This is a genomic window from Bacteroides sp. MSK.18.37 (assembly GCF_019129155.2).
GTDB lineage: Bacteria > Bacteroidota > Bacteroidia > Bacteroidales > Bacteroidaceae > Bacteroides > Bacteroides ovatus.
Map to the genome: position 1 here is coordinate 573,338 of NZ_JAHOIB020000001.1, position 21,096 is coordinate 594,433.

General features: G+C 43.5%; 20 protein-coding genes. 8 read left to right on the forward strand and 12 right to left on the reverse strand.

All coding sequences use genetic code 11. The annotated features are described in order from the left end of the window. The first annotated feature begins 62 nt into the window (after positions 1–62). Positions 63–332, forward strand: a complete 270-nt coding sequence (locus tag KSX81_RS02430) for a zinc ribbon domain-containing protein (protein WP_004320675.1) — start codon at positions 63–65, stop codon at positions 330–332. Between the two features lie 56 nt (positions 333–388). Here KSX81_RS02430 and KSX81_RS02435 read toward each other — a convergent pair whose 3' ends face one another. The 4 genes from KSX81_RS02435 to KSX81_RS02450 form a co-directional block, all read right to left on the reverse strand. After that, on the reverse strand, positions 389–673 hold the full coding sequence (locus tag KSX81_RS02435) for a virulence protein (protein WP_004301975.1): 285 nt from the start codon (positions 671–673) through the stop codon (positions 389–391). Further along, entirely contained in the window at positions 661–861 is a 201-nt protein-coding gene (locus KSX81_RS02440) for a hypothetical protein (RefSeq protein ID WP_004304814.1), read from the reverse strand. Before KSX81_RS02440 ends, KSX81_RS02435 begins: the two co-directional genes overlap by 13 nt. A 76-nt stretch (positions 862–937) precedes the next feature. Beyond that, complete coding sequence (locus tag KSX81_RS02445) at positions 938–1,204, reverse strand: GNAT family N-acetyltransferase (protein ID WP_004320676.1); 267 nt, start codon at positions 1,202–1,204, stop codon at positions 938–940. A gap of 112 nt (positions 1,205–1,316) precedes the next feature. After that, positions 1,317–2,630 carry a TIGR01777 family oxidoreductase gene (locus KSX81_RS02450; protein WP_004301972.1) on the reverse strand — a complete coding sequence of 438 codons (1,314 nt, stop codon included), beginning with the start codon at positions 2,628–2,630 and terminating at the stop codon, positions 1,317–1,319. 131 nt (positions 2,631–2,761) lie between these two features. Between KSX81_RS02450 and KSX81_RS02455 the strand changes: the two genes are divergently transcribed. Together KSX81_RS02455 and KSX81_RS02460 are read left to right on the forward strand one after the other, a co-directional pair. Further along, positions 2,762–3,742 carry a lytic transglycosylase domain-containing protein gene (locus tag KSX81_RS02455; RefSeq protein ID WP_004301971.1) on the forward strand — a complete coding sequence of 327 codons (981 nt, stop codon included), beginning with the start codon at positions 2,762–2,764 and terminating at the stop codon, positions 3,740–3,742. 38 nt (positions 3,743–3,780) lie between these two features. Continuing rightward, on the forward strand, positions 3,781–4,650 hold the full coding sequence (locus KSX81_RS02460) for an ion transporter (RefSeq protein WP_004301970.1): 870 nt from the start codon (positions 3,781–3,783) through the stop codon (positions 4,648–4,650). Between the two features lie 5 nt (positions 4,651–4,655). Here the strand turns inward: KSX81_RS02460 and KSX81_RS02465 are convergent, their stop codons facing one another. Further along, positions 4,656–5,024, reverse strand: a complete 369-nt coding sequence (locus KSX81_RS02465; RefSeq protein ID WP_044917966.1) for a DUF2809 domain-containing protein — start codon at positions 5,022–5,024, stop codon at positions 4,656–4,658. Positions 5,025–5,199: 175 nt separating this feature from the next. Between KSX81_RS02465 and KSX81_RS02470 the strand changes: the two genes are divergently transcribed. Next, positions 5,200–5,868, forward strand: coding sequence for an MgtC/SapB family protein (locus tag KSX81_RS02470; protein ID WP_004301968.1), 669 nt, complete (start codon positions 5,200–5,202; stop codon positions 5,866–5,868). Between the two features lie 32 nt (positions 5,869–5,900). On the opposite strand, the gene KSX81_RS02475 is transcribed toward KSX81_RS02470, so the two are convergent. From KSX81_RS02475 to KSX81_RS02485, 3 genes are all read right to left on the reverse strand, one after another. Further along, positions 5,901–6,677, reverse strand: a complete 777-nt coding sequence (locus KSX81_RS02475) for a TIGR03915 family putative DNA repair protein (protein ID WP_004301967.1) — start codon at positions 6,675–6,677, stop codon at positions 5,901–5,903. A 129-nt stretch (positions 6,678–6,806) separates the two neighbouring features. Then, positions 6,807–8,075: a putative DNA modification/repair radical SAM protein gene (locus KSX81_RS02480; RefSeq protein ID WP_004304808.1), complete on the reverse strand. Its 1,269-nt coding sequence runs from the start codon at positions 8,073–8,075 to the stop codon at positions 6,807–6,809. A gap of 313 nt (positions 8,076–8,388) precedes the next feature. Next, positions 8,389–8,565 carry a histone H1 gene (locus KSX81_RS02485; protein ID WP_004301965.1) on the reverse strand — a complete coding sequence of 59 codons (177 nt, stop codon included), beginning with the start codon at positions 8,563–8,565 and terminating at the stop codon, positions 8,389–8,391. A gap of 147 nt (positions 8,566–8,712) precedes the next feature. Between KSX81_RS02485 and KSX81_RS02490 the strand changes: the two genes are divergently transcribed. The 4 genes from KSX81_RS02490 to KSX81_RS02505 all read left to right on the forward strand — a co-directional run bounded on the left by KSX81_RS02490 (position 8,713) and on the right by KSX81_RS02505 (position 13,990). Beyond that, the gene (locus KSX81_RS02490; protein WP_004304807.1) at positions 8,713–9,360 is read left to right on the forward strand and encodes a helix-turn-helix domain-containing protein; all 648 of its coding nucleotides are present in this window, start codon (positions 8,713–8,715) and stop codon (positions 9,358–9,360) included. A 33-nt stretch (positions 9,361–9,393) separates the two neighbouring features. Beyond that, the gene (locus tag KSX81_RS02495; protein ID WP_004320678.1) at positions 9,394–10,782 is read left to right on the forward strand and encodes an alanine/glycine:cation symporter family protein; all 1,389 of its coding nucleotides are present in this window, start codon (positions 9,394–9,396) and stop codon (positions 10,780–10,782) included. A gap of 111 nt (positions 10,783–10,893) precedes the next feature. Then, positions 10,894–11,526, forward strand: a complete 633-nt coding sequence (locus tag KSX81_RS02500) for a hypothetical protein (protein ID WP_004301962.1) — start codon at positions 10,894–10,896, stop codon at positions 11,524–11,526. Between the two features lie 328 nt (positions 11,527–11,854). Next, entirely contained in the window at positions 11,855–13,990 is a 2,136-nt protein-coding gene (locus KSX81_RS02505; RefSeq protein ID WP_004308282.1) for a KamA family radical SAM protein, read from the forward strand. Positions 13,991–14,106: 116 nt separating this feature from the next. Here KSX81_RS02505 and KSX81_RS02510 read toward each other — a convergent pair whose 3' ends face one another. The 4 genes from KSX81_RS02510 to KSX81_RS02525 form a co-directional block, all read right to left on the reverse strand. Next, positions 14,107–15,420 (reverse strand): nucleobase:cation symporter-2 family protein, encoded by a 1,314-nt coding sequence (locus tag KSX81_RS02510; protein WP_004304803.1) that lies wholly within the window; start codon positions 15,418–15,420, stop codon positions 14,107–14,109. Positions 15,421–15,536: 116 nt separating this feature from the next. Next, complete coding sequence (locus KSX81_RS02515; protein ID WP_004320679.1) at positions 15,537–16,244, reverse strand: DUF5020 family protein; 708 nt, start codon at positions 16,242–16,244, stop codon at positions 15,537–15,539. A gap of 73 nt (positions 16,245–16,317) precedes the next feature. Beyond that, positions 16,318–17,913 carry a SusD/RagB family nutrient-binding outer membrane lipoprotein gene (locus tag KSX81_RS02520; RefSeq protein ID WP_004320680.1) on the reverse strand — a complete coding sequence of 532 codons (1,596 nt, stop codon included), beginning with the start codon at positions 17,911–17,913 and terminating at the stop codon, positions 16,318–16,320. Between the two features lie 15 nt (positions 17,914–17,928). Then, positions 17,929–21,057, reverse strand: coding sequence for a SusC/RagA family TonB-linked outer membrane protein (locus tag KSX81_RS02525; RefSeq protein ID WP_032849444.1), 3,129 nt, complete (start codon positions 21,055–21,057; stop codon positions 17,929–17,931). Between the last annotated feature and the right edge of the window lie 39 nt (positions 21,058–21,096).

The following is a 21,096-nucleotide window of genomic DNA, read 5'->3' on the forward strand; positions in this document are numbered from 1 at the left end:
CTTTTCCAATATTTCTACTTACATTTGTCTTGTAACATAAACTTATAATCTAACAAAAAAAGATGGAACAAAAATTTTGTCAAAGTTGCGGTATGCCGATAGACGACTCAACTTTTGGAAAAGAAACGGACGGTAGCAAGAACGAAGATTATTGCCACTATTGCTATGCGGACGGACATTTCACGAAAGAGTGTACCATGGACGAGATGATCGAGCTTAATCTGAATTATCTGGATGAGTTCAATAAAGACTCGGAAGTGAAATACACAGTGGAGGAAGCACGGAAAACGATGAAGGAGTACTTTCCACAGTTGAAGAGGTGGAAACAGTAATTGAGAAATAAAAGGAGCTTTCAGGCATGAATACATATTCAGACCTGAAAGCTTATCTACTTATTTTCTTTTATAAAATCCGTAAAGTTCGACCAGTCTTCTACACGAAACGCACGAAGATCACGAACTGACGCCTGAAACCAAGGAATACGTTTCAATGCGTCAATTGCACGAAAAAGATTTGCCATATCAGTTTTCTCTGTTAGATATACACTACCCTGCGTATTATAAAACTCATACTGACGCAACACTTTATTTATTTCAAAATAGGCATTGTTATAAGGCTCTCCATAATTGGCACGTAGGTCTGTAATGACCATATCAAAGGCTATTGCATACATACATTATCCTCATTTACAGGAATAAAATATTTCTGCTCACCAAAGAAAATACGGTTAAATTTATCACGAATCGCTATAACTAAGCCTTTGAACGGATTATGTTCAATATCAATTACTGTACCCTCTATCCATTCATCGAGTCCCGTTAATCTAGGATCCACTTTTACCTTTTCACCTTCTTTTATCATAACACTATTTTTCTTCATTGATTTCCAATTACAAAGATAATATTATTTCCTTTTCCGACGAATCAAAAGCGAGTATTTAACCATTTATTTCCGGGTGTCTTTCCAACCACTTCACTGCATAAGAGCACGTTGCTTTCGGCTTCATCCCGTTAGCTAATGCATAGGCGTAAGCAGCTTTTACCAAAGCAGCGGCAATCCCCCGCCCTTCAATGGGTTGTGGCACAATTGTGTGGATAATATCAAGAGAATCACCTATTAGGCGATATTGTACAAAGGCGGTGCGACCGTCTACTTCTGTCTTGAACAATTTTTGTTCGGGCTGATGAATAATTTCGTAATTCATAATTGCTGTTGTTTTAAAGTTGGTTTATCGTCCGTTAAATACTTTCGCTAAACAATCTTATATTATTTATTAGGTGCGGATTGCATAAACTGATATATGTATATGCCTGCGATCAGAGTTGCTCGATCCACTTCAACTGGCTCGTATCGTATCCACGACGCTCGGCAGCGGTGACGAGTTTCTTCTTGATTTCTTCCGGCAGTTGGGGTGTACGGCTTAGTATCCAGAGATATTTATCAGTACTGCTGCCTACCAGGGCATAATTATAATTCTCTTCATCCAGTTCCAAGACATAATAATCAGAATAGAAACTAAGGAAGAAAGACACTTTCAGTTTGCCCGGCTGTGTGGGATCGGGTATTTTGGCGTGTCCGTTGGCAGTCTTGCAGATGTCGTAAGGAGAATTACGTTTGCATCCCCGGTTCTCCACACGAATCATGCCGTCGGGACGGAGCGTGTAAGTAGCCGTGACGTCTACAAGTCCGTATTCAAAACGATTCTCGTAGCGGGCTATTTCATACCAAAGTCCCATATACCGGTGCAAATCGAGAGAGGTAACCGTACTATGGTCCGTACCTCTGAAAAGACGTCCGACATTGGGAATGGAGAAATGAAATCCCGCCTCCGTCAGACGCGTTGAGCGAACTCTCTGGCCAGCAGTCAGGAAAGATGCCGCTTCACCATATAAGATACGGAAAATTCGTTGCGGAGCTACCATCGTTGTCCATGCCCGATAAGCCTTTCCCATCGCACGGGTGAAAGCATATTGCGAGATCTGCTGCGGAGCAACCAGGTTATATACCCCATGTGTCTCTTCGTGAGTGATAAAGAACTCCATTGCACGGCAAAGATCCCGTATCGATATCCACGGAAAAACCTGTGTACCGGGACCGATGGCGGTGGCTATCTTGGTGGCTTGCAAAGGGCGAAGCATCTGCTGCATCGCTCCCCCGTCCGGAGAAAGCACTACGCCGAAGCGTGTAATAACGAGCCTTGTAGGTTCGGGACAGTGTTTCGCTTCCTTTTCCCACGCATAGCAAAGATCGGACAGAAAACCTTCTCCACGGGTACGGGTATATTCGTCCACCTCCGCTTCCGAAGGATAATAACCTACAGCAGAAGCCGAAATCATCAGTTTCGGTTTCGTTTTGACTGCGTTCAAAGCGCGGATAATACGATTGGTTACAACAATACGACTGTTGAAAAGCTCCTGTTTATATTCCGGTGTCCAACGTTTATTGATAGGTGCACCTGCCAGATTGATGACAACATCACAATGGGTCAGTGTCTGAATCAAATAACCGGACATACCTTCGCGAAACATCGACCTTCCTAGAGGAATGATCCGATGTCCGCCCTTTTCTGTAAGATAATTAGAAAGATGTTTACCTATATATCCGGTAGCTCCGGTCATTGCTATATTCATCTTGATTCGTTGTTTATTTTAACTCTATTAGAAAAACGTATAAAATGCAAGAAAAGTTCTTTGAAAAAAGCAAAATGAGGTTATCTTTGCAAGATAGACGTAAACATTGAAGCATCCAAAAAGGTTATAAAATGAAAAGACAAATGAAAATCAACTATATTCTTACACTTATATTAGTATTTTGTATCGGTGCTTCCATCCCAATATTGACAGGCAGCAGCCAAGTGAACGAACAACATTCCGCCAAATCGGAAGTGCCTTATTGTGTCACTCCGCCTACTGTTCCCGCACAGGTCACCTTCGACGGGGAAACGATCGACCTCCGGCGCTATGACCGCCGCGAACGGATGGACCGCGAGATGATGGCCTTCACCTATATGCACTCCACCACCATGTTATTAATCAAGCGTGCCAACCGTTACTTCCCCATCATCGAACCGATACTGAAAGCAAACGGTATTCCTGATGACTTCAAATACCTGATGGTCATCGAGAGCAATCTGAATAACATCGCACGTTCTCCGGCAGGAGCAGCGGGCCTGTGGCAATTTATGCCTGCCACCGGACGCGAATTCGGGCTGGAAGTGAACGATAACGTAGACGAACGCTATCATATTGAAAAAGCAACCGTTGCCGCCTGCAAATACTTCAAACAGGCGTATGCCAAATATGGCGACTGGATGGCTGTCTCCGCCGCCTATAACGCCGGACAGGGACGCATCTCCTCCCAACTTGAAAAGCAGTTGGCAAGTCATGCCATGGACTTATGGCTGGTAGAGGAAACTTCCCGCTACATGTTCCGTCTGCTGGCAGCCAAAGAGATATTCAACAACCCGCAACGTTACGGATTTCTCTTGAAACGGGAACATCTGTATCCGCCTATTCCTTATAAAGAGGTAACCGTCAACACTTCTATCGACGATCTGAACGAGTACGCAAAATCACAGGGAATCACCTATGCCCAACTTCGTGATGCCAACCCCTGGCTGCGCGACACTTCATTGAAGAACAAGACCGGAAAGACATACATTCTCTATATTCCTACACAAGAGGGAATGTATTACACCCCGCAAAAGACCGTTGCCTACAATAAACAGTGGGTCATCGACTAAAAAGGCTTTTTCTTTAATTCCGACCAAACACTATTGATATGAAACTGAAAGAAAGAATCCATCGTTTTTTGCATGACGAGAAACTGAAACGAAAGTTATACGTCATCATCTTCGAATCGGACACCCCTGCCGGGAAATTGTTCGACGTAATTCTTATCGCCTGTATTCTGGTCAGCGTATTGCTCGTCATCATCGAAAGCCTGAAAGGACTTCCCACCTATCTGACGACTCCGTTCGTCATTATGGAATTCCTTTTCACCGGCTTCTTTACTTTCGAATACCTGACGAGGATCTACTGTTCACCCCGTCCCCGGAAATACATATTCAGCTTTTTCGGTATCGTAGACTTACTGGCCACGTTGCCTCTTTACATCGGTCTGCTCTTCCCGGGCGCCCGCTATCTACTCATCATTCGTGCCTTCCGCCTGATACGTGTGTTCCGCGTCTTCAAGCTTTTCAACTTTCTGAATGAGGGGGAACGGCTGCTCACTGCCTTGCGTGAAAGTAGTAAGAAGATTGCAGTGTTCTTCTTGTTTGTCGTCATTCTGGTGACTTCCATCGGAACGCTAATGTATATGATTGAAGGAACGCAACCCAACTCCCAGTTCAACAATATCCCGAACAGCATCTATTGGGCTATCGTCACCATGACTACCGTAGGTTATGGAGATATTACTCCCGCCACCGGCCTCGGAAAATTCCTTTCCGCCTGTGTCATGCTGATCGGTTACACGATTATTGCCGTACCCACAGGTATCGTATCTGCCTCCATGATGAAAGAGTATAAACGCAGGAGAGACAAAGAATGTCCCAACTGCCATCGCTCCGGACACGAAGATAATGCAGAGTTTTGCAAATATTGCGGCCACAGCCTGGACCCATCCGAAACCAAAGCGGAAGAGAAATAAATCCTCTACGATCTACGCCGGACGAAATGCTCGAATAAGACAATGAAAACGCATCCCACAGCATAGCAGGCAATATCTCCCCAATCGAACGTAGAACCCAGCACAATTCGGGCTACGCGGTTCGTGACACCCAATGTTTCCACCAGCTGGAAGTATTGCAAGACTTCTACAAAACAGGCAAAAAGAAAGACATAAAACGGCATCCGCGGAATCCCCGTCGGTAGAAAGATACGTACAAAGCTATATACCAGCACTACAACCAGCATATCTCCGACATAGGGACGTATGAAACGGTCGCGCACATACAAAGCTATCAACACCTCAATACAGAAGATCACCAGAAAGCTGATTATATAAAAAATTCTTTTCTTCATTATTTGCTCGGTCGCGGGATTAAACATTTATTTGAATCTGCGAATATACGATAAAATGAATTGGATACGTTCAAATATTACTAAATGATTGATACAAAAAGGGGAAATAATTGTATATTTATAGTCCTAAGCATTTTTCCACAAACAATAAAAAAATAGAAAGGAGATTGAACACATGATGTTGAATATGGATTTTGTAATCCGTTTATTGGTCGCCGGAATATTGGGAACCATCATCGGACTGGATCGTGAATACCGTGCCAAAGAAGCCGGATACCGCACTCATTTTCTCGTGTCGCTAGGTAGTGCTTTGATTATGATTGTTTCCCAATACGGATTTCAGGAAATTATAAAAGAAAGTAGTGTCACACTCGATCCCAGTCGGGTGGCGGCACAGGTTGTCAGCGGTATCGGATTTATCGGTGCAGGAACCATCATCTTTCAAAAACAGATTGTACGCGGACTGACTACCGCCGCAGGAATCTGGGCAACAGCAGGTATCGGTCTGGCGGTAGGTGCAGGAATGTACACCATCGGTATTGCCGCCACGGTGTTGACCCTCGTCGGACTGGAACTACTTAGCTATCTATTTAAAAGCATCGGAATGAAAAGCTCGATGGTTTCTTTCTCAACTCCCAACAAAGACATACTGAAACAGATAGCGGACAGATTCAACTCTAAAGACTACCTGATAGTCTCTTACGAGATGGAAACGCAACACACGGGTGAAGCAGAATATTATCAGGTTACGATGGTTATCAAGTCGAAACGGAATAATGATGAAGGGCATCTGCTTTCGCTGATACAGGAATTTCCGGATGTAACGGTGCAGCGAATTGAATAGTCAGACTTTCGCTCCTCTCCCAAAATGGAAATCTACTTTTGCTTTTCCGTCAGATACTTCCAATAACGTACAGGCATATCCTGCCTGTGCTTCCTCGGATTCATGCGTTCTTTGATACAAATGGCCTTGAAATATGTCTTCCAAAGTTGTTGGAAAAGCTTCTCATCCTTGTCCATCAGACTTTCGTCCAGCATCCCCGTAATCAAATGGGATTCACGACTGTCATCATCAAACGAGATAGTCGTCACCTCCTGCAAGTCATAATAAAATCCGTAACGGCGTTTCATGTCGTAAATAATCCACTTCTGATCGGCAAAACGGTCTTTGAAATGGTGAACCGTCAACGGGAGCGCATTATACTGCGGTTCGAAAGCGGCAAAGAATGTACCGTCGGCAGCTTTCTGGAAACGGACAAACTGCATCAGGTGTACACGTTCGCCATCCACCTTCTTCCATATTTGCGCCAATTGCAAAACATCCGGATCACCAAAATTGGTTTCAATGGACCGGGGCGCGTCGATCGCTTTACGGATATAACGAAAAATAAGCATCCCTACTTCCGGAAGCTCCGACAGCCAACTTTGTGTGAGGCAACCCAAAGCGGAAGAGGAAACTTTCTTCTGTAATCCCCGCCACACACGCCCGGCCTTTTCTTCATCGGTCACTACCGTATGCAGCTCATCACAAAATAAAGGCAAAGCATCTCCTTCCGACAGCAAGGCATCGGGGAAAGTCTTGCGGAAATAGGCGTCGAACACAGCCGTCAGCAGACCATCAAAGGTTTTATCGTAAATATAAACACTAAACATATTTACTATTAGACAATTTACGATTTACTATTTAAGTTACTATTAGACAATTTACAATTGAATTTACTATTAGACGATTTACGCTTGGTATCACTTTTGAATAGTAAATTGTCTAATCGTAAATTATTCTTATTCGCCAAAATCAAGCAACAACTGGCGTTCATCCACTTTCTTTTTCGGTTTCGGCAACAATAAGCTGCGCACCCGTTGCGGAGAAAGTTCGTTCACTGTCTGCATCTGGAGAGGCAGTTCTTTGCAAGTGATGAAATATTGCGCTTTCTTCATCACCACTCCTATCTTCTTCAGTTCGTAAAATCCCAGCCGCGAAAAACGACGGGAAGCAACAATCAGTTTCGCCGACTTCACCCCTACTCCCGGCACACGGAGCAACATTTCGTAGTCTGCCTTATTGATGTCGACAGGAAACTGTTCGGGATGGCGCAAAGCCCACGAAAGTTTCGGGTCTATTTCGAGATCGAGATCCGGATAGGAATCATCCACAATTTCATCTACCTTGAATTGATAAAAACGCAATAACCAGTCAGCCTGATAGAGCCGGTTTTCACGTACCAGAGGCGGCTGTTTCAATGCCGGAAGGCGCTTATCATACGTATTCACGGAAACGTAGCCCGAGTAATAGACACGTTTCATGGTGGGGCGCCCATAAAGTGCCGACGAAAGAAAAAGAATATCTTTATCCGATTCGGAGGTAGCTCCCACAATCACCTGGGTACTTTGTCCCGCAGGTGCGAAACGCGGTGCGTGGCGAAACTTCTGCCGTTCTTCTTTACTCTCCAACACGCCTTGTTGAATGTATTTCATCGGAGCAAATACGCTTTTATGGTCTTTTTCCGGTGCAAGCAGTTTCAAATTTTCTTCTTTGGGAATTTCGACGTTGACGCTAAGACGATCGGCATACAATCCGGCTTCATTCACTAATTCGCGACTGGCTCCGGGAATACTCTTGAGATGGATATAACCGTTAAAACGGTACACTTGCCGCAAATCTTTGGCTACACGCACAAGTCTCTCCATTGTATAGTCCGGATTACGGACCACTCCAGAGCTAAGAAACAGCCCTTCGATATAGTTACGACGGTAGAATTCCATCGTCAGCTCCACCAATTCCGAAACGGAAAAGGTAGCGCGGGGAAGATCGTTGCTACGACGGTTGACGCAATAGGCACAATCGTAAATGCAATAATTGGTAAGCATGATTTTCAATAGCGAGATACATCGACCGTCCTCGGCAAAACTGTGGCATATCCCCCATCCTCCCACAGTGTTTCCCAGCGTTCCCGGCTTATTGGAACGCACCGTACCACTGGAAGAACAGGAAACATCGTACTTGGCAGATTCTGCAAGTATCTTCAGTTTAGCTAAGACGTTTTCGTTCATCATTCCCGATCTTGATTCTTTTCGCAAATATACGATTTAATTTGAGATGCGTATAGAAGAAAAAAGTTTGCCCCCTACAAATTGCAAATAAATCATTTAAAAGAACCACAAAAATATAAAAAGCCCGGACTTACATCTTGGGAGACATCTCTTTTCTAAAAAAGCGATTCACCCAAACGAACCGCTTTTTATGCTATAAATAATTGCCACTATCCGTACTAAAACAATAAAAAGTCATTCCGCATTAAAACAAAAAGAGGGCATATCGCTTCACGATATGCCCTCTTTTTCAATATCCTAGTAGTCTTCTAAATTATTTTTTAGAAGCTTCCAAAGATGCTTTACGGAATTCTTTCATTGCTTTTTCGATTTCCAAAGAAGCTTTACGAGCGCGAGTTCCTGCTGCTTTGTTACCGTTTTCGATCTGTGCGTTAGCATCTTTTGAGAAGTCAGCATAAAGAGCTGCTACCTTTTCTACCAATTCTTTCATAATCCTTTTATTTTTTTCGTTAATAATGTGCCGCAAAAATACACTGTTTCCCGAAATAAAAGCATAAAATCAATATTTTTTTTGAAATAATCTTCGAAAAATATCTAAAAAAGGGGCTTTTTACCTTTTTTACCTACCTTTGTAGCCATGAAACTGCTTACAGATACCGATTATATACATGCACTGATTGCTGAAGGAGAGCACCAGCAACAGGACTTTAAATTCGAAATTTCCGACGCACGCAAAATAGCCAAAACACTTTCGGCTTTTGCCAACACGAACGGAGGACGATTACTTATTGGCGTTAAAGACAATGGTAAAATCGCAGGAGTACGCTCCGAAGAAGAAAAATATATGATTGAAGCCGCCGCACAACTTTATTGCGTGCCGGAAGTGGAATATTCTCTGCAAACATACATAGTGGAAGGACGACAAGTGTTAGTGGCAACCATCGAAGAAACTCCACATAAACCGGTTTACGCCAAGGACGAAACCGGAAAGCCCCTAGCCTATCTCCGCATCAAGGACGAAAATATTCTGGCAACTCCCATACATCTCCGTGTATGGCAACAGAGCGATAGCCCCCGTGGAGAACTCATCCGCTACACCGAACGTGAACAGCTCCTGCTCGATCAACTGGAGCACGGAACTTTACTCTCACTCAACCGTTACTGTCGACAAACCGGACTTTCACGACGTGCCGCTGAACATCTGCTCGCCAAATTTGTTCGTTATGATATTGTGGAACCTGTATTCGAAAATCATAAATTTTACTTCCGAATAAAAGACGAATAACCACAAACAATGCTTTATACTTAATACTTAACTATGACTTTTATCAACGAGATTAATGACATACTTTGGACGTATATTCTAATTATTATGTTATTAGGATGTGCTGTCTGGTTCAGCATACGGACACGCTTTGTACAATTTCGCATGATCCGGGAAATGATCGTGCTGTTAAGCGAATCCGCCGGCAAAGGAAAACAAGGAGAGAAACATGTATCTTCTTTTCAGGCATTCGCTATTTCTATCGCCAGCCGTGTGGGTACGGGGAATCTTGCGGGAGTGGCTACTGCCATTGCCATCGGAGGTCCCGGGGCTATTTTCTGGATGTGGGTCATCGCACTGTTAGGGGCTTCGAGTGCTTTCATAGAGTCTACTTTGGGACAATTATACAAAATACGCGGAAAGGATTCGTTCATCGGAGGACCTGCTTATTATATGAAGAAAGGGTTGAAACAACCGTGGATGGGAATGCTTTTTGCCGTATTAATAAGCATTACTTTCGGGTTTGCTTTCAATTCTGTACAGAGTAATACGATCTGTGCTGCGGCAGAGCATGCTTTTGGGTTCAATCATATTATATTGGGAGGTGTGCTGACTTTGCTGACATTGCTTATCATCTTTGGAGGTATTCAACGCATTGCCCGCGTCAGTAGTATTATCGTGCCTGTTATGGCTTTGGGATATGTAGGGCTGGCACTGGTTATTGTTGCACTCAATATCATTCATTTACCGGGTGTTATCGCACTGATTGTCAGCCATGCTTTCGGTTGGGAGCAGGCATTGGCAGGAGGAGTTGGTATGGCATTAATGCAGGGCATCAAGAGAGGACTTTTCAGCAATGAGGCCGGTATGGGTTCGGCCCCGAATGCGGCTGCCACGGCTCATGTCAGCCATCCCGTAAAACAAGGGTTGATACAGACTTTGGCGGTATTTACAGATACATTATTGATATGTACCTGTACGGCTTTTATCATCCTCTTTAGTGGGGCTCCTCTGGATGGTTCGGCTAATGGAGTGCAGCTGACTCAACAGGCGTTGACAAACGAAATAGGTTCTTCGGGCAGTATCTTCGTTGCCGTAGCTCTTTTCTTTTTTGCTTTCAGCAGTATTCTGGGGAATTATTATTATGGTGAGGCTAATATCCGTTTTATCACTCACCGGAAATGGGTACTTCATGGTTACAGGATATTGGTGGGTGGTATGGTGCTCTTCGGTTCACTTGCCACATTGGATATGGTATGGAGCCTGGCAGATGTCACGATGGCGTTAATGGCTATCTGTAATCTGATTGCTATCCTTTTCCTCGGAAAATATGCTATCCGTCTGCTAAATGATTACCGGGCGCAAAAGAAAGCTGGCATCCAAAGCCCTGTTTTTAAGAAAGAGACAATGCCGGACATCGAAAAGGACTTGGAATGTTGGTGAAAACCAACTGTTTTTGTACCTTTGCACGCAAATTGACAGATGGTAGTTATTTTATATACCTTCCACACGCTCAAATAGTAAATTGTAAATAATAAAATTGTAGAGATAACAATGGGCTTATTTGGTTTATTCAAGAAAAAATCCGATGAAACGAAAGTCGGCAATGTAGAAGATTTCATATCACTGACACGGGTGTATTTCCAGTCAGTTATCGCCACAAACCTCGGTATCACTAATATCCGCTTCTTGCCGGACGTAGCTAACTTCAAACGTTTGTTTAAAGTTCCTACTCAAAACGGTAAACTGGGATTGGCCGAAAAATCTGCTGCGCGCAAAATGCTGATGCAGGATTATGGGTTGAACGAGAACTTCTTTAAGGAAATCGACTCTTCCGTGAAACGTAACTGCCGCACTCAAAATGATATTCAATCTTATTTGTTCATGTATCAGGGATTTTCCAATGATCTGATGATGTTGATGGGAAATCTGATGCAGTGGAAGTTTCGTATGCCGTCGATCTTTAAGAAGGCTTTGTATGGTATGACACAGAAAACGGTACACGATGTTTGTACCAAGACAGTGTGGAAGGCTGATGATGTGCATAAAACGGCTGCGACTGTTCGCCAGTACAAAGAGCGTTTGGGATACTCTGAACAGTGGATGACGGATTATGTGTATAATATTGTTCTTCTTGCCAAGAAGGAGCCGAAACGGAAGAACGACGACACGGAAACGAAAAAATAAGTCGCTTTAAATGTTAGAAAATCGTAAAGATTAATAGGATAGAAAAAGCGGGGGTTTTGTACCTCCGCTTTTTTTGTTATCTTTATGTACTTTTTTCTTTTGTCTTGATACAAAAGAAAAAGTACCCAAAAGAAAAAATCAAGGCTGCGCCTGCCCGGCTACTCCGGTTTCATTCCCGTCTAAAGGGTAGAAACTCGCTTCGCTCAAACAGTCTGCCCTTCTTAACGCCGGTAATAAAACCTTCGCTTGACGCCGTGCAGACGAGGCCGGAGGAGGACCATGCGGTATGGTAGTATATTATAATAATTAAAAAATAGAGAGATTGCTTATGAAACAAAAGAAAATGCTTGCGCTTACTTTTTCACAGTTGAAACAAATCTATAATCAAGAAATTCCGGAAGTGGTGGAGATAGCTGATAAGAGCTCTTCTGTGGAAGAGTTCAAGGCTGGGATGCTGCGTTTTTTGGAAATTTGCAGGATAGAAAATGAGGCTGCGGAGGAGGCGAGGGAGCAAATTCGACTCTTACTCGATTATGATGGACAGAATGTCCATGAACTGTCTACTGGACAGGATATGTCAGTACAGACGATTCGGTTGCTTTATGAGTTTCTGACGGGAACGTTGGAAAATATGGAGATACCGACGGATTTGTTTATTGAAATTTTCCAGATGTTTAAACGGTTGAAGGGAGAGGTTGTGCCTTTACCATCGCCACAGCGTATCAAAAGTAGGAATGACCGGTGGGAAACGGGATTGGATGAAGAGGTACGTGAAGTGCGGGATGAGAATAAGGAGCGGATGTTGCACTTGTTGATTCAGAAGATTGAAAACAGGAAGTCGAAGCCTTCGGTGCGTTTTCACTTTGAGGAGGGAATGAGTTATGAAGAAAAATACAGGTTGGTCAATGAGTGGTGGAACGATTTCCGCTTTCATTTGGCAATGGCTGTGAAAAGTCCGGGCGAGTTGAATCGATTCCTGGGAAATTCACTTTCGTCAGAGACTATGTATTTGCTTTATCGTGCCCGGAAGAAGGGTATGCCGTTCTTTGCAACTCCTTATTATTTATCGTTGCTTAATGTAACGGGATATGGGTATAATGACGAGGCTATTCGGAGTTATATTCTGTATTCTCCACGTTTGGTGGAGACGTATGGAAATATTCGCGCGTGGGAGAAAGAGGATATTGTAGAAGCCGGGAAGCCTAATGCTGCGGGATGGCTTTTGCCGGACGGGCATAACATTCATCGGCGGTATCCGGAGGTGGCTATTCTCATTCCTGACACTATGGGACGGGCTTGCGGAGGACTTTGTGCTTCCTGTCAGCGTATGTATGATTTTCAGAGCGAGCGGTTGAATTTCGAATTTGAGTCTTTACGCCCGAAGGAATCATGGGATCGTAAGTTGCGTCGGTTAATGGCTTATTTTGAAGAGGATACGCAATTGCGGGATATTCTTATTACAGGAGGCGATGCGCTGATGAGTCAAAATAAAACGCTTCAGAATATTCTGGATGCGGTGTATCGGATGGCGGCACGCAAACAAAGGGCGAATCTTGAACGCAAGGATGGAGAGAAATATGCGGAATTGCAACGGGTACGGTTGGGGTCACGTCTGTTGGCTTATTTGCCGATGCGTATCAACGACGGGCTGGTTGATGTTCTGCGGGAATTCAAGGAGAAAGCATCGGCTATCGGTGTGAAACAGTTTATTATACAGACTCATTTCCAGACACCGCTGGAGGTTACTCCTGAAGCTAAAGAAGCGATCCGGAAGATTCTTTCTGCGGGATGGATTATTACGAATCAGTTGGTATATACGGTGGCTGCTTCACGTAGAGGGCATACGACCCGGCTTCGTCAGGTGCTCAATTCGTTGGGGGTGGTATGTTATTACACTTTCTCGGTAAAGGGATTCAATGAGAATTATGCAGTATTTGCACCCAACAGTCGTTCAATGCAGGAGCAACAGGAGGAAAAGATTTATGGCCGTATGACACCGGAACAGGCGGAGGAGTTATATAAGATATTAGAGACGAAAGTAGGAACAGAAGAGGAGCCTAAAGAGGATGTTGCCAAGCAATTAAGACGCTTCATGAGAAAGCATCATTTACCTTTCCTTGCCACTGATCGCAGCGTATTGAATTTACCGGCTATCGGTAAAAGCATGACTTTCCAGTTGGTGGGACTAACTGAAGAAGGAAAACGAATTCTACGCTTCGAACATGACGGTACTCGTCATCATAGCCCGATTATCGATCAGATGGGGCAGATTTATATTGTAGAGAATAAATCGCTAGCTGCTTACCTGCGCCAGTTAGCCAAGATGGGAGAAGATCCGGAAGACTATGCTTCTATATGGAATTATACGAAAGGAGAAACCGAACCTCGTTTCAGTCTTTACGAGTATCCTGATTTCCCCTTCCGCACAACAGATAAAATGAGTAATTTAAGTATTAAGAATTAGGTATTAAGTATTAATCGACAAGCATCAACTAACAAGTATTAATCAACGCCTATCAAGTATAAACCAGCGGCTTCGGTAATACTTATTACTTAATACTTGTTTCTACTACTTGTTTCCTACTCTTTTACCCGTATTACTATATTTGCAATAATTGCAGTTAGGCCTCCGGTGGTAATCCCTGAAGAGAAGATACTTCGAATTGCTTCCGGAGCTTGTTGTAATACGTCCGGCATTAGTTCTACCCCTAAGCCTAAGGAGAGGCTGACTGCTAATACCAAAGTTTCTTTACGGCCTATTTCTTGTGAGGAGACAATACGGATTCCCGCCGCTGCTACTGTGCCGAACATTAGTAAGGTTGCACCGCCCAGTACAGGATCGGGCATTAAGGAAAATACGGCACCTACGATGGGAAATAAACCCAAAAGGACGAGCATTGCTGCGATATAATAACCAACATAACGGCTGGCTACTCCGGTCAGTTGGATAATACCGTTGTTTTGTGCAAAGATGGAGTTTGGAAAAGAGTTGAATACACCGGCGAGAAAGGAGTTGAATCCATCTGCCATTACTCCACCGGAAACCCGTTTCAAATAGGAATCTCCTTCAATGGGAAGTCCGGAAATCATAGAGTTGGCAGTTACATCACCTGTTGCTTCAATGGCAGTTATCAAGTAAACCAGACCAATGGCTATAAAAGAAGACACATTGAAATCAACACCATATTTAAAAGGCTGGGGAATATTAAAACTCATCAGCATTTCCACATTCAACGCACTCATATCCACTTTTCCCAGAGCAAATGCCAAACCATAGCCAAGGCAAAGTCCGAGTACAATGGAACTCATACGCAGGTATTTGTTCCCGCAACGGTTGAAAAACAAGACGCTAAGAAGTACCAGTGCTGCAATAGACAGGTTTTCCCACGTAGCAAACGTACCATTATCCATAGCTGCATATCCGCCTCCGCAAGATACGATACCTACCTTTATCAGACTCAATCCGATAAGCAGCACGACAATACCGGAAACCAGCGGAGTGATAATATTACGCAGATATTTGAATGTGCGGCTGACAATCATTTCGATAGGCGCAGCAGCCATACAGGAACCGAAAATTAACGGTAATCCGCCTACCATCCCTGTGGCAATGATAGGGCCGATAAAAGAAAAACTGGTTCCCTGGATGCAGAGCAGTCTTGCTCCTATCACACCAAAGCGGCGGCATTGTATAAAGGTAGATACTCCCGAAGCAAAAAGAGACATGGAAACCAGAAAGCTTGTCTTTTCTACATCAAGTTTCAAGGCACTTGCGATGATAAGCGGAGGTGTAATGATCGCTACGAAAATAGCCAAAAGATGTTGTAAAGCCGCAAACAAGGCGTCTTTAAAAGGGGGACGGTCTTCTACGCCGTAGATTAAATCAGTTTTCATTTAACAGGGTTTCTATATATTTTTTTAAGTTCCGCAGAGGGATAAACAGAGATTATTCTGAAGTCCGGCTTCTTTTAGTCCGACTTTTTTTAATTCTATTTCTTATAATCCGTTTTTTAGTTCAGCGTCCATTTCAGAGCGAGTGTCGGGATAACATAAAAGCCATCACGACCGCCGAAGTCATTACTTAATTCGACTTCGGAGCCAACACTAAGATTGAAATTTTTATTTACTCCTTTGATTTTGTTTAGGTTTACCCAGAATTGTGGTTCGGAGAGAAAGATAGTCTTTCCATAGTTGGTTTCTTCGCGCCACCAGTCGGCAAAGCCGGAGAAAGTGAGCAGATTGCGGCAGAAATTTACGTACCACGTACCTGTCAGCTGGAAGTTGTTGGGCGATTGGTGTTTCTGAATATACTTATACATAGCAGTCAGCGTGAAGCCTTTGGAAAAGGAAGCATTATTAAAAGTGTAGGTAGCTCCTGCCAGATAAGCATTTTTATAAGACATGCCTTTCGATAATCCACCGTTATATTCAAGATGTGCAGAGAAAGGACCTTTCCAGAATTTTATCTCACGTGCTATTTCCCAATAAGCGGAAGCGACACCCTCGGAGGTGTAATCCATATCAACAAAGAAATAAGTGCTTCCCCAAGTATCAGGATGAAACTTCTCCACAGTGGAGGTGAACAGCGGGCGACCTTGCAAATCTTTATCATACAAAGAACGTCCGAAATCATAATGTAGCTGAATGTTTTGCGCCTGCAATCTCGGTACGCCAGAGAGCAACATACAAAGGAAAAGAGCAGAGATAATCTGTTTCATAAGTAAATGTGTTTAAATGAAGATGCAAAAATAGTTAAAGCTACACATATAAGCACATTACTTCTGTCTTTTTTTATTCCAGGTTATTATTTCCCGTATCCCACCAGAGTCTTGTACCTCCATGGTCATCTCCGCCTAAAGCCTCGACAAGAGCAGAATATTGCTCCGGGTCTTCTGTCTGCAATGTACCTGGGAAATTAAGACGGCGCACCATGATCTCCGTGTCGATGCATCCGCTCCTACTATGATTGAATCGAACGGGAAATAAACGGGGGTATCCCGTTCGTCTTTGTTCGGCCCAAGCTTCGCAACCTTCCGGGAACATGGCAATCCACTTCTGCGTGATAATCTTCTCCAGTTTTGTCTCCTTATCATCCTGCGGATTCCATTTGGGAGTGACTTTACAACGCGCTTCTATATTATTTTCTTCATCATAAGTGTCTATAAAGTCGGAAGCTGTCAGCTCACTTTTCAGGTAATCCTCCACCCCATAAATTCCCCATTGATGAAAAGAGGTAGTTACGCCGTTCCGGTAACAAGCTTCTTCATCTTCATCGGTCCACCCGCGCAAAGCGGCTTCGGCACGCAGAAACCAGACTTCCGAAGCAGTCATCAGAGGCGCATCGGTGCTTTGCAGGACAAACAGCTTCGACAATCCGGAATAATGACTATGAGCAAAACATGTCCCTTGACGAATTCCACGATATTGTCCTTTCAAAGCTTCATCCGTACAGTGTTCGAAATAAGCTCCAAGACGAGGATCATCATATCCGACCAAGATTGATTCCATGTTAGCACTCATGTAAGTTTCATTCCACACACGGTTAAGTTCTCCCAATGGATTGGTATATCCGGATTTGGTAGAAACGATTGCTCCGCCTGTTTCCGCTTCAAAGAAGCCATAATCGTTTTCTTTTATTTTCTGTATTTCAGCACAAGCCTTATCGGGAGCAACAGAGGCAATACGCATTGCCAACCGCAAACGCAACGAATTGGCAAACTTCACCCAGGAAGCGTATTTCCCGTCCAACAAAATATCAAAACGTGCAAATCCATTGGATTCCGGTTTCTCCTCTATATACCCGATGAGGGCAACTACGGCAGAATCGAGTTCATTGAAAAACTCATAATAGACATCTTCTTGTTTATCCGGACGGTAATGTTTTTCGGCATTAGCAAAATTCTTATAAATGATAGGACCATAATAATCCGTCACACGATGCATCGCTTCCACCTTTAATATTTTCGTTATCCCGAACAGAGCAGGATGTGTATTTCGGGTAGCATTCTCCGACTGATATATCTGTGGGAAAATATAAGAATACATGTGTGTCCACATAGCGCTATTCCAGCCGTCCTGCATATTATAATCGGAGTTATGCGAGCCCCCGTTCAGAGGTTTGCCGTCATGCATATACCCACTGAACATGTCCGCGTTCAGATTCTGTATCAGCTGGAAAGGCCAGTTCTTTCCTTTTCCGTAGTCGTAATTAAAATAAATACCTTGCTGAATAATTCCCAAACGGATTCCATAGCCATTGTCATCAATAATCAAGTCATCATCCGTGATACCGGACAAATCGGTATTGTAATCACGGAAATTACCGGTACAAGCTACAGAGAACAGCAATAAACCCAACAAATATAGATATACATATTTTCTCTTCATTTCTCTCTCCTGCCTTTAAAATTCACATTTCAGAGTAAAGCCCAGACTACGGGTCGTAGGCATTCCGAACACTTCAATTCCTTGATTATCATTTCCGGTAGAAAGTACCAGATCCGGATCAAAAGGAGCTTTCTTATACAAGAAACATAGATTGCGAGCTACAAACGAAAGCTGAACATCTTTCAGTACCTTCGTTTTCTGTATCCACTTCTTGGAGAAATTATAGCTCAATGATACTTCACGCAACCGTAAATTCGTAGCATCATACATATAATATTCCGTCACCCCGGCACGCCCGCCTACTATTTTATAGAATCCTTTCACATTGTCTATACGCTGACCGTCGAGCATTACATATCCCCTGTCACGCGCATCGGCCGTTATTTCAGATACTCCATAAAGATCCATTTCCGCCTGTGTCTGCGAAAGGACTTCACCTCCGTAGCGCCAATCAAGCAGAAAATAAAGGGTGAAGCCTTTGTAAGAGAATGTATGATCCCATCCCATCATAAAGACAGGGTTGGCATTTCCTACTTTCACCGTATTCCCATCGCCCTCCACCAATGGAAGTCCTTTATTATCACCCTCTGTTTCGTAAACGATATTGCCTGCATCATCACGCACAAAAGCCTTACCATATATATCACCGATAGAACCGCCTTTAATAAGTTTCATGGCATAGCTGGAAGAAAAACTGGTAGGCCCGTAAATCATTTCTTTCAGATCTTCGTGCAACTTCACTATCTTATTCTTATTGGTAGAGAAGTTTACAGAAGTTTTCCAGTTGAAATCAGGAGTTAATACGGGAGTTCCATTCAGTGTCAATTCCCATCCCCGATTCTGGATATTTCCGGCATTTACATATCGGTAAGCATACTTATCACCTGCAAGTGCGGGAAGTTTGAAGAATTGATTATAAGTATTGGTACGATAATAAGTCAGATTAACCCCTAAACGGTGTTGAAAGAATCGCCATTCAGTTCCAAATTCGATGGCATGAGTCATTTCCGGCTCCATTTCCTTGAAAGGTGCGGCGTCATTCGCCTGTATCTCGCCACCGGCATTGATCTGCGAAGAGGGATTAGTGATAAATGGAGGAATATCATTCCCTACTTTACTATAAGCGCCACGCAATTTTGCGAAAGAAACCCATTCGGGTAACTTCACCCATTTATCAAGTAGCATGGAAAGCCCTACAGAAGGATAAGCGAATCCGGATTTTTCATGGCTGGTATAAGACAAGGTTGACGCCCAGTCATTACGGGCCGTCAAATCAAGAAACAATTTTTCCTTATAACCGATCTGTGCCGTACCGAATATAGATTGCAACTGACGGCGTTGATCTATTCGCTGGTCAATACTGGCAGAACTGTTCATGACGATATTGGCAATATTAAACACATTAGCAAACTTCAAAGATGCATTTTTCGAATCATATCGGGTAGAATTAACGACTTTATCATTTATACTACCACCAATCGCCGCATCCAGTGTAAAATCCCCCCAGGTTTTCTTCACCATCGCCATGACATCACCATACATCTGGGTTTCCTGATAATCCATCTCGATATATCGTCCGTTCGCTCCACACAGGGCGGTGGCAGTAGACGCATAGAATTTCTGGCGTAACTTGTCCGCCCAATAATCCATGTTTCCACGGGCTTGAATCGTCAGCCAATCATTTACCTTAAAGTTTGCTGAAAGAGAAAGGATAATGCGTGTACGTGTTTCTTTACTTTGTATGCGGTTCGTTATCCAGTATGGATTCTGTTCGAAGTCTTCGGTAAACGTATGCCAATTCTGCACACCCAGTTTCCGTTCTTCGTCATAGGTTTCAAAATGATCTTTATAATAAGACAAATCCTCCCCACGAGGAAAACGATAGAGCCCTACCAACGGATTCATATAGAAACCTCCCGACACCGGCTTATTCTCGACGGTCTGTTTCATCACATTCACACTACCGTCCAGTTTCAGACGTTTGTCGAACATGGTAGCCGTCTCACGCAAGTTTATATTATGCTTTTTCAGTTTATTCTTGTCGATAATCCCCTTTCCGGTAGTATTGGCATAGGAGAAATAAGTTTGCAGGTTTTCATTTCCATAACTGATAGATACGGAAGTCATCGATGTCAATCCGGTACGGAAAAAATCATCCAGATTATCATAAGCCATCAGATTCTCTTTCTCTCCCCAGCTGTCTACCACATCACTGACACCATAACGATTCTGCATTTTAGGCATACTGAATGCTTTCTCGAAAGTGAGTCCTGTAGAGAAATTAATATTCCTTTGTCCGACAGAGTTGCCTTTTTTAGTCGTGATAAGAATCACTCCGTTAGCAGCCATGCTACCATATAAAGCCGCAGCAGGAGCACCTTTCAGAATACTGATGCTTTCTACATCTTCCGGATTCAGATTAGAGATTCCGTCTCCTCCATCACGATTCCCTGCATTCGCCGTACCACCAATAGCCGAATAAGCCTGTTCGGAAGAGGTATTCGACATCGGCACTCCATCTATTACATAAAGCGGTTGATTATCACCGGATACCGAACGGATTCCCCGGAGACTGACTTTTGCGGAACCGCCCATACCGGAAGAGTTTTTGTTGATTTGCACACCGGCAGCTTTTCCCGCCAGAGCAGCAATCATATTTACTTCTTTGACACGGTTCAGTTCTTCTCCCTTGATTTTTTGCACAGAATAGGCCAATGTAGCTTCATCCTTTTCAAGTCCCAAGGCCGTTACGATGACATGTTCAAGCATCACCGCATCTTCCTGAAGACGTATTTCAAGCACATTCCGACCTGCCACATTGACTTCTACAGTCTTATAACCCACAAAAGAAACTTGTAAGACAGCACTATCCGGCACAGACAAAAAGAATTTTCCATCAATATCGGTCACAGTACCATTGGCTCCCCCCTTTTCGCGTATTGTAGCACCGATCAGTGGTTCACCATAGATATCAATTACACGCCCTCTCACGGTATTATGATCAGAAGGAACTTCTATCGTCCCTCTTAACGCTTGTTGCTCCGAAGCATAACAATTTCCTCCCTCCAGAAAAAACAGGCCTATTAAGAAGCAACTCACAAAAACTTCTTTTTTCAATGATATAATAAAATATTGTTTGTTCATCACGCCGCAAAAATAACTAATTATTTTAAATCTAGCATT

Coding starts and splice junctions, on each gene's coding strand:
- KSX81_RS02520 (WP_004320680.1), bottom strand. CDS start 17,913: ATGAAGAGAAAATATGTATATCTATATTTGTTGGGTTTATTGCTGTTC.
- KSX81_RS02430 (WP_004320675.1), top strand. CDS start 63: ATGGAACAAAAATTTTGTCAAAGTTGCGGTATGCCGATAGACGACTCA.
- KSX81_RS02495 (WP_004320678.1), top strand. CDS start 9,394: ATGACTTTTATCAACGAGATTAATGACATACTTTGGACGTATATTCTA.
- KSX81_RS02440 (WP_004304814.1), bottom strand. CDS start 861: ATGATAAAAGAAGGTGAAAAGGTAAAAGTGGATCCTAGATTAACGGGA.
- KSX81_RS02490 (WP_004304807.1), top strand. CDS start 8,713: ATGAAACTGCTTACAGATACCGATTATATACATGCACTGATTGCTGAA.
- KSX81_RS02480 (WP_004304808.1), bottom strand. CDS start 8,075: ATGAACGAAAACGTCTTAGCTAAACTGAAGATACTTGCAGAATCTGCC.
- KSX81_RS02455 (WP_004301971.1), top strand. CDS start 2,762: ATGAAAAGACAAATGAAAATCAACTATATTCTTACACTTATATTAGTA.
- KSX81_RS02460 (WP_004301970.1), top strand. CDS start 3,781: ATGAAACTGAAAGAAAGAATCCATCGTTTTTTGCATGACGAGAAACTG.
- KSX81_RS02470 (WP_004301968.1), top strand. CDS start 5,200: ATGATGTTGAATATGGATTTTGTAATCCGTTTATTGGTCGCCGGAATA.
- KSX81_RS02505 (WP_004308282.1), top strand. CDS start 11,855: ATGAAACAAAAGAAAATGCTTGCGCTTACTTTTTCACAGTTGAAACAA.
- KSX81_RS02525 (WP_032849444.1), bottom strand. CDS start 21,057: ATGAACAAACAATATTTTATTATATCATTGAAAAAAGAAGTTTTTGTG.
- KSX81_RS02450 (WP_004301972.1), bottom strand. CDS start 2,630: ATGAATATAGCAATGACCGGAGCTACCGGATATATAGGTAAACATCTT.
- KSX81_RS02510 (WP_004304803.1), bottom strand. CDS start 15,420: ATGAAAACTGATTTAATCTACGGCGTAGAAGACCGTCCCCCTTTTAAA.
- KSX81_RS02465 (WP_044917966.1), bottom strand. CDS start 5,024: ATGAAGAAAAGAATTTTTTATATAATCAGCTTTCTGGTGATCTTCTGT.
- KSX81_RS02485 (WP_004301965.1), bottom strand. CDS start 8,565: ATGAAAGAATTGGTAGAAAAGGTAGCAGCTCTTTATGCTGACTTCTCA.
- KSX81_RS02445 (WP_004320676.1), bottom strand. CDS start 1,204: ATGAATTACGAAATTATTCATCAGCCCGAACAAAAATTGTTCAAGACA.
- KSX81_RS02475 (WP_004301967.1), bottom strand. CDS start 6,677: ATGTTTAGTGTTTATATTTACGATAAAACCTTTGATGGTCTGCTGACG.
- KSX81_RS02515 (WP_004320679.1), bottom strand. CDS start 16,244: ATGAAACAGATTATCTCTGCTCTTTTCCTTTGTATGTTGCTCTCTGGC.
- KSX81_RS02500 (WP_004301962.1), top strand. CDS start 10,894: ATGGGCTTATTTGGTTTATTCAAGAAAAAATCCGATGAAACGAAAGTC.
- KSX81_RS02435 (WP_004301975.1), bottom strand. CDS start 673: ATGTATGCAATAGCCTTTGATATGGTCATTACAGACCTACGTGCCAAT.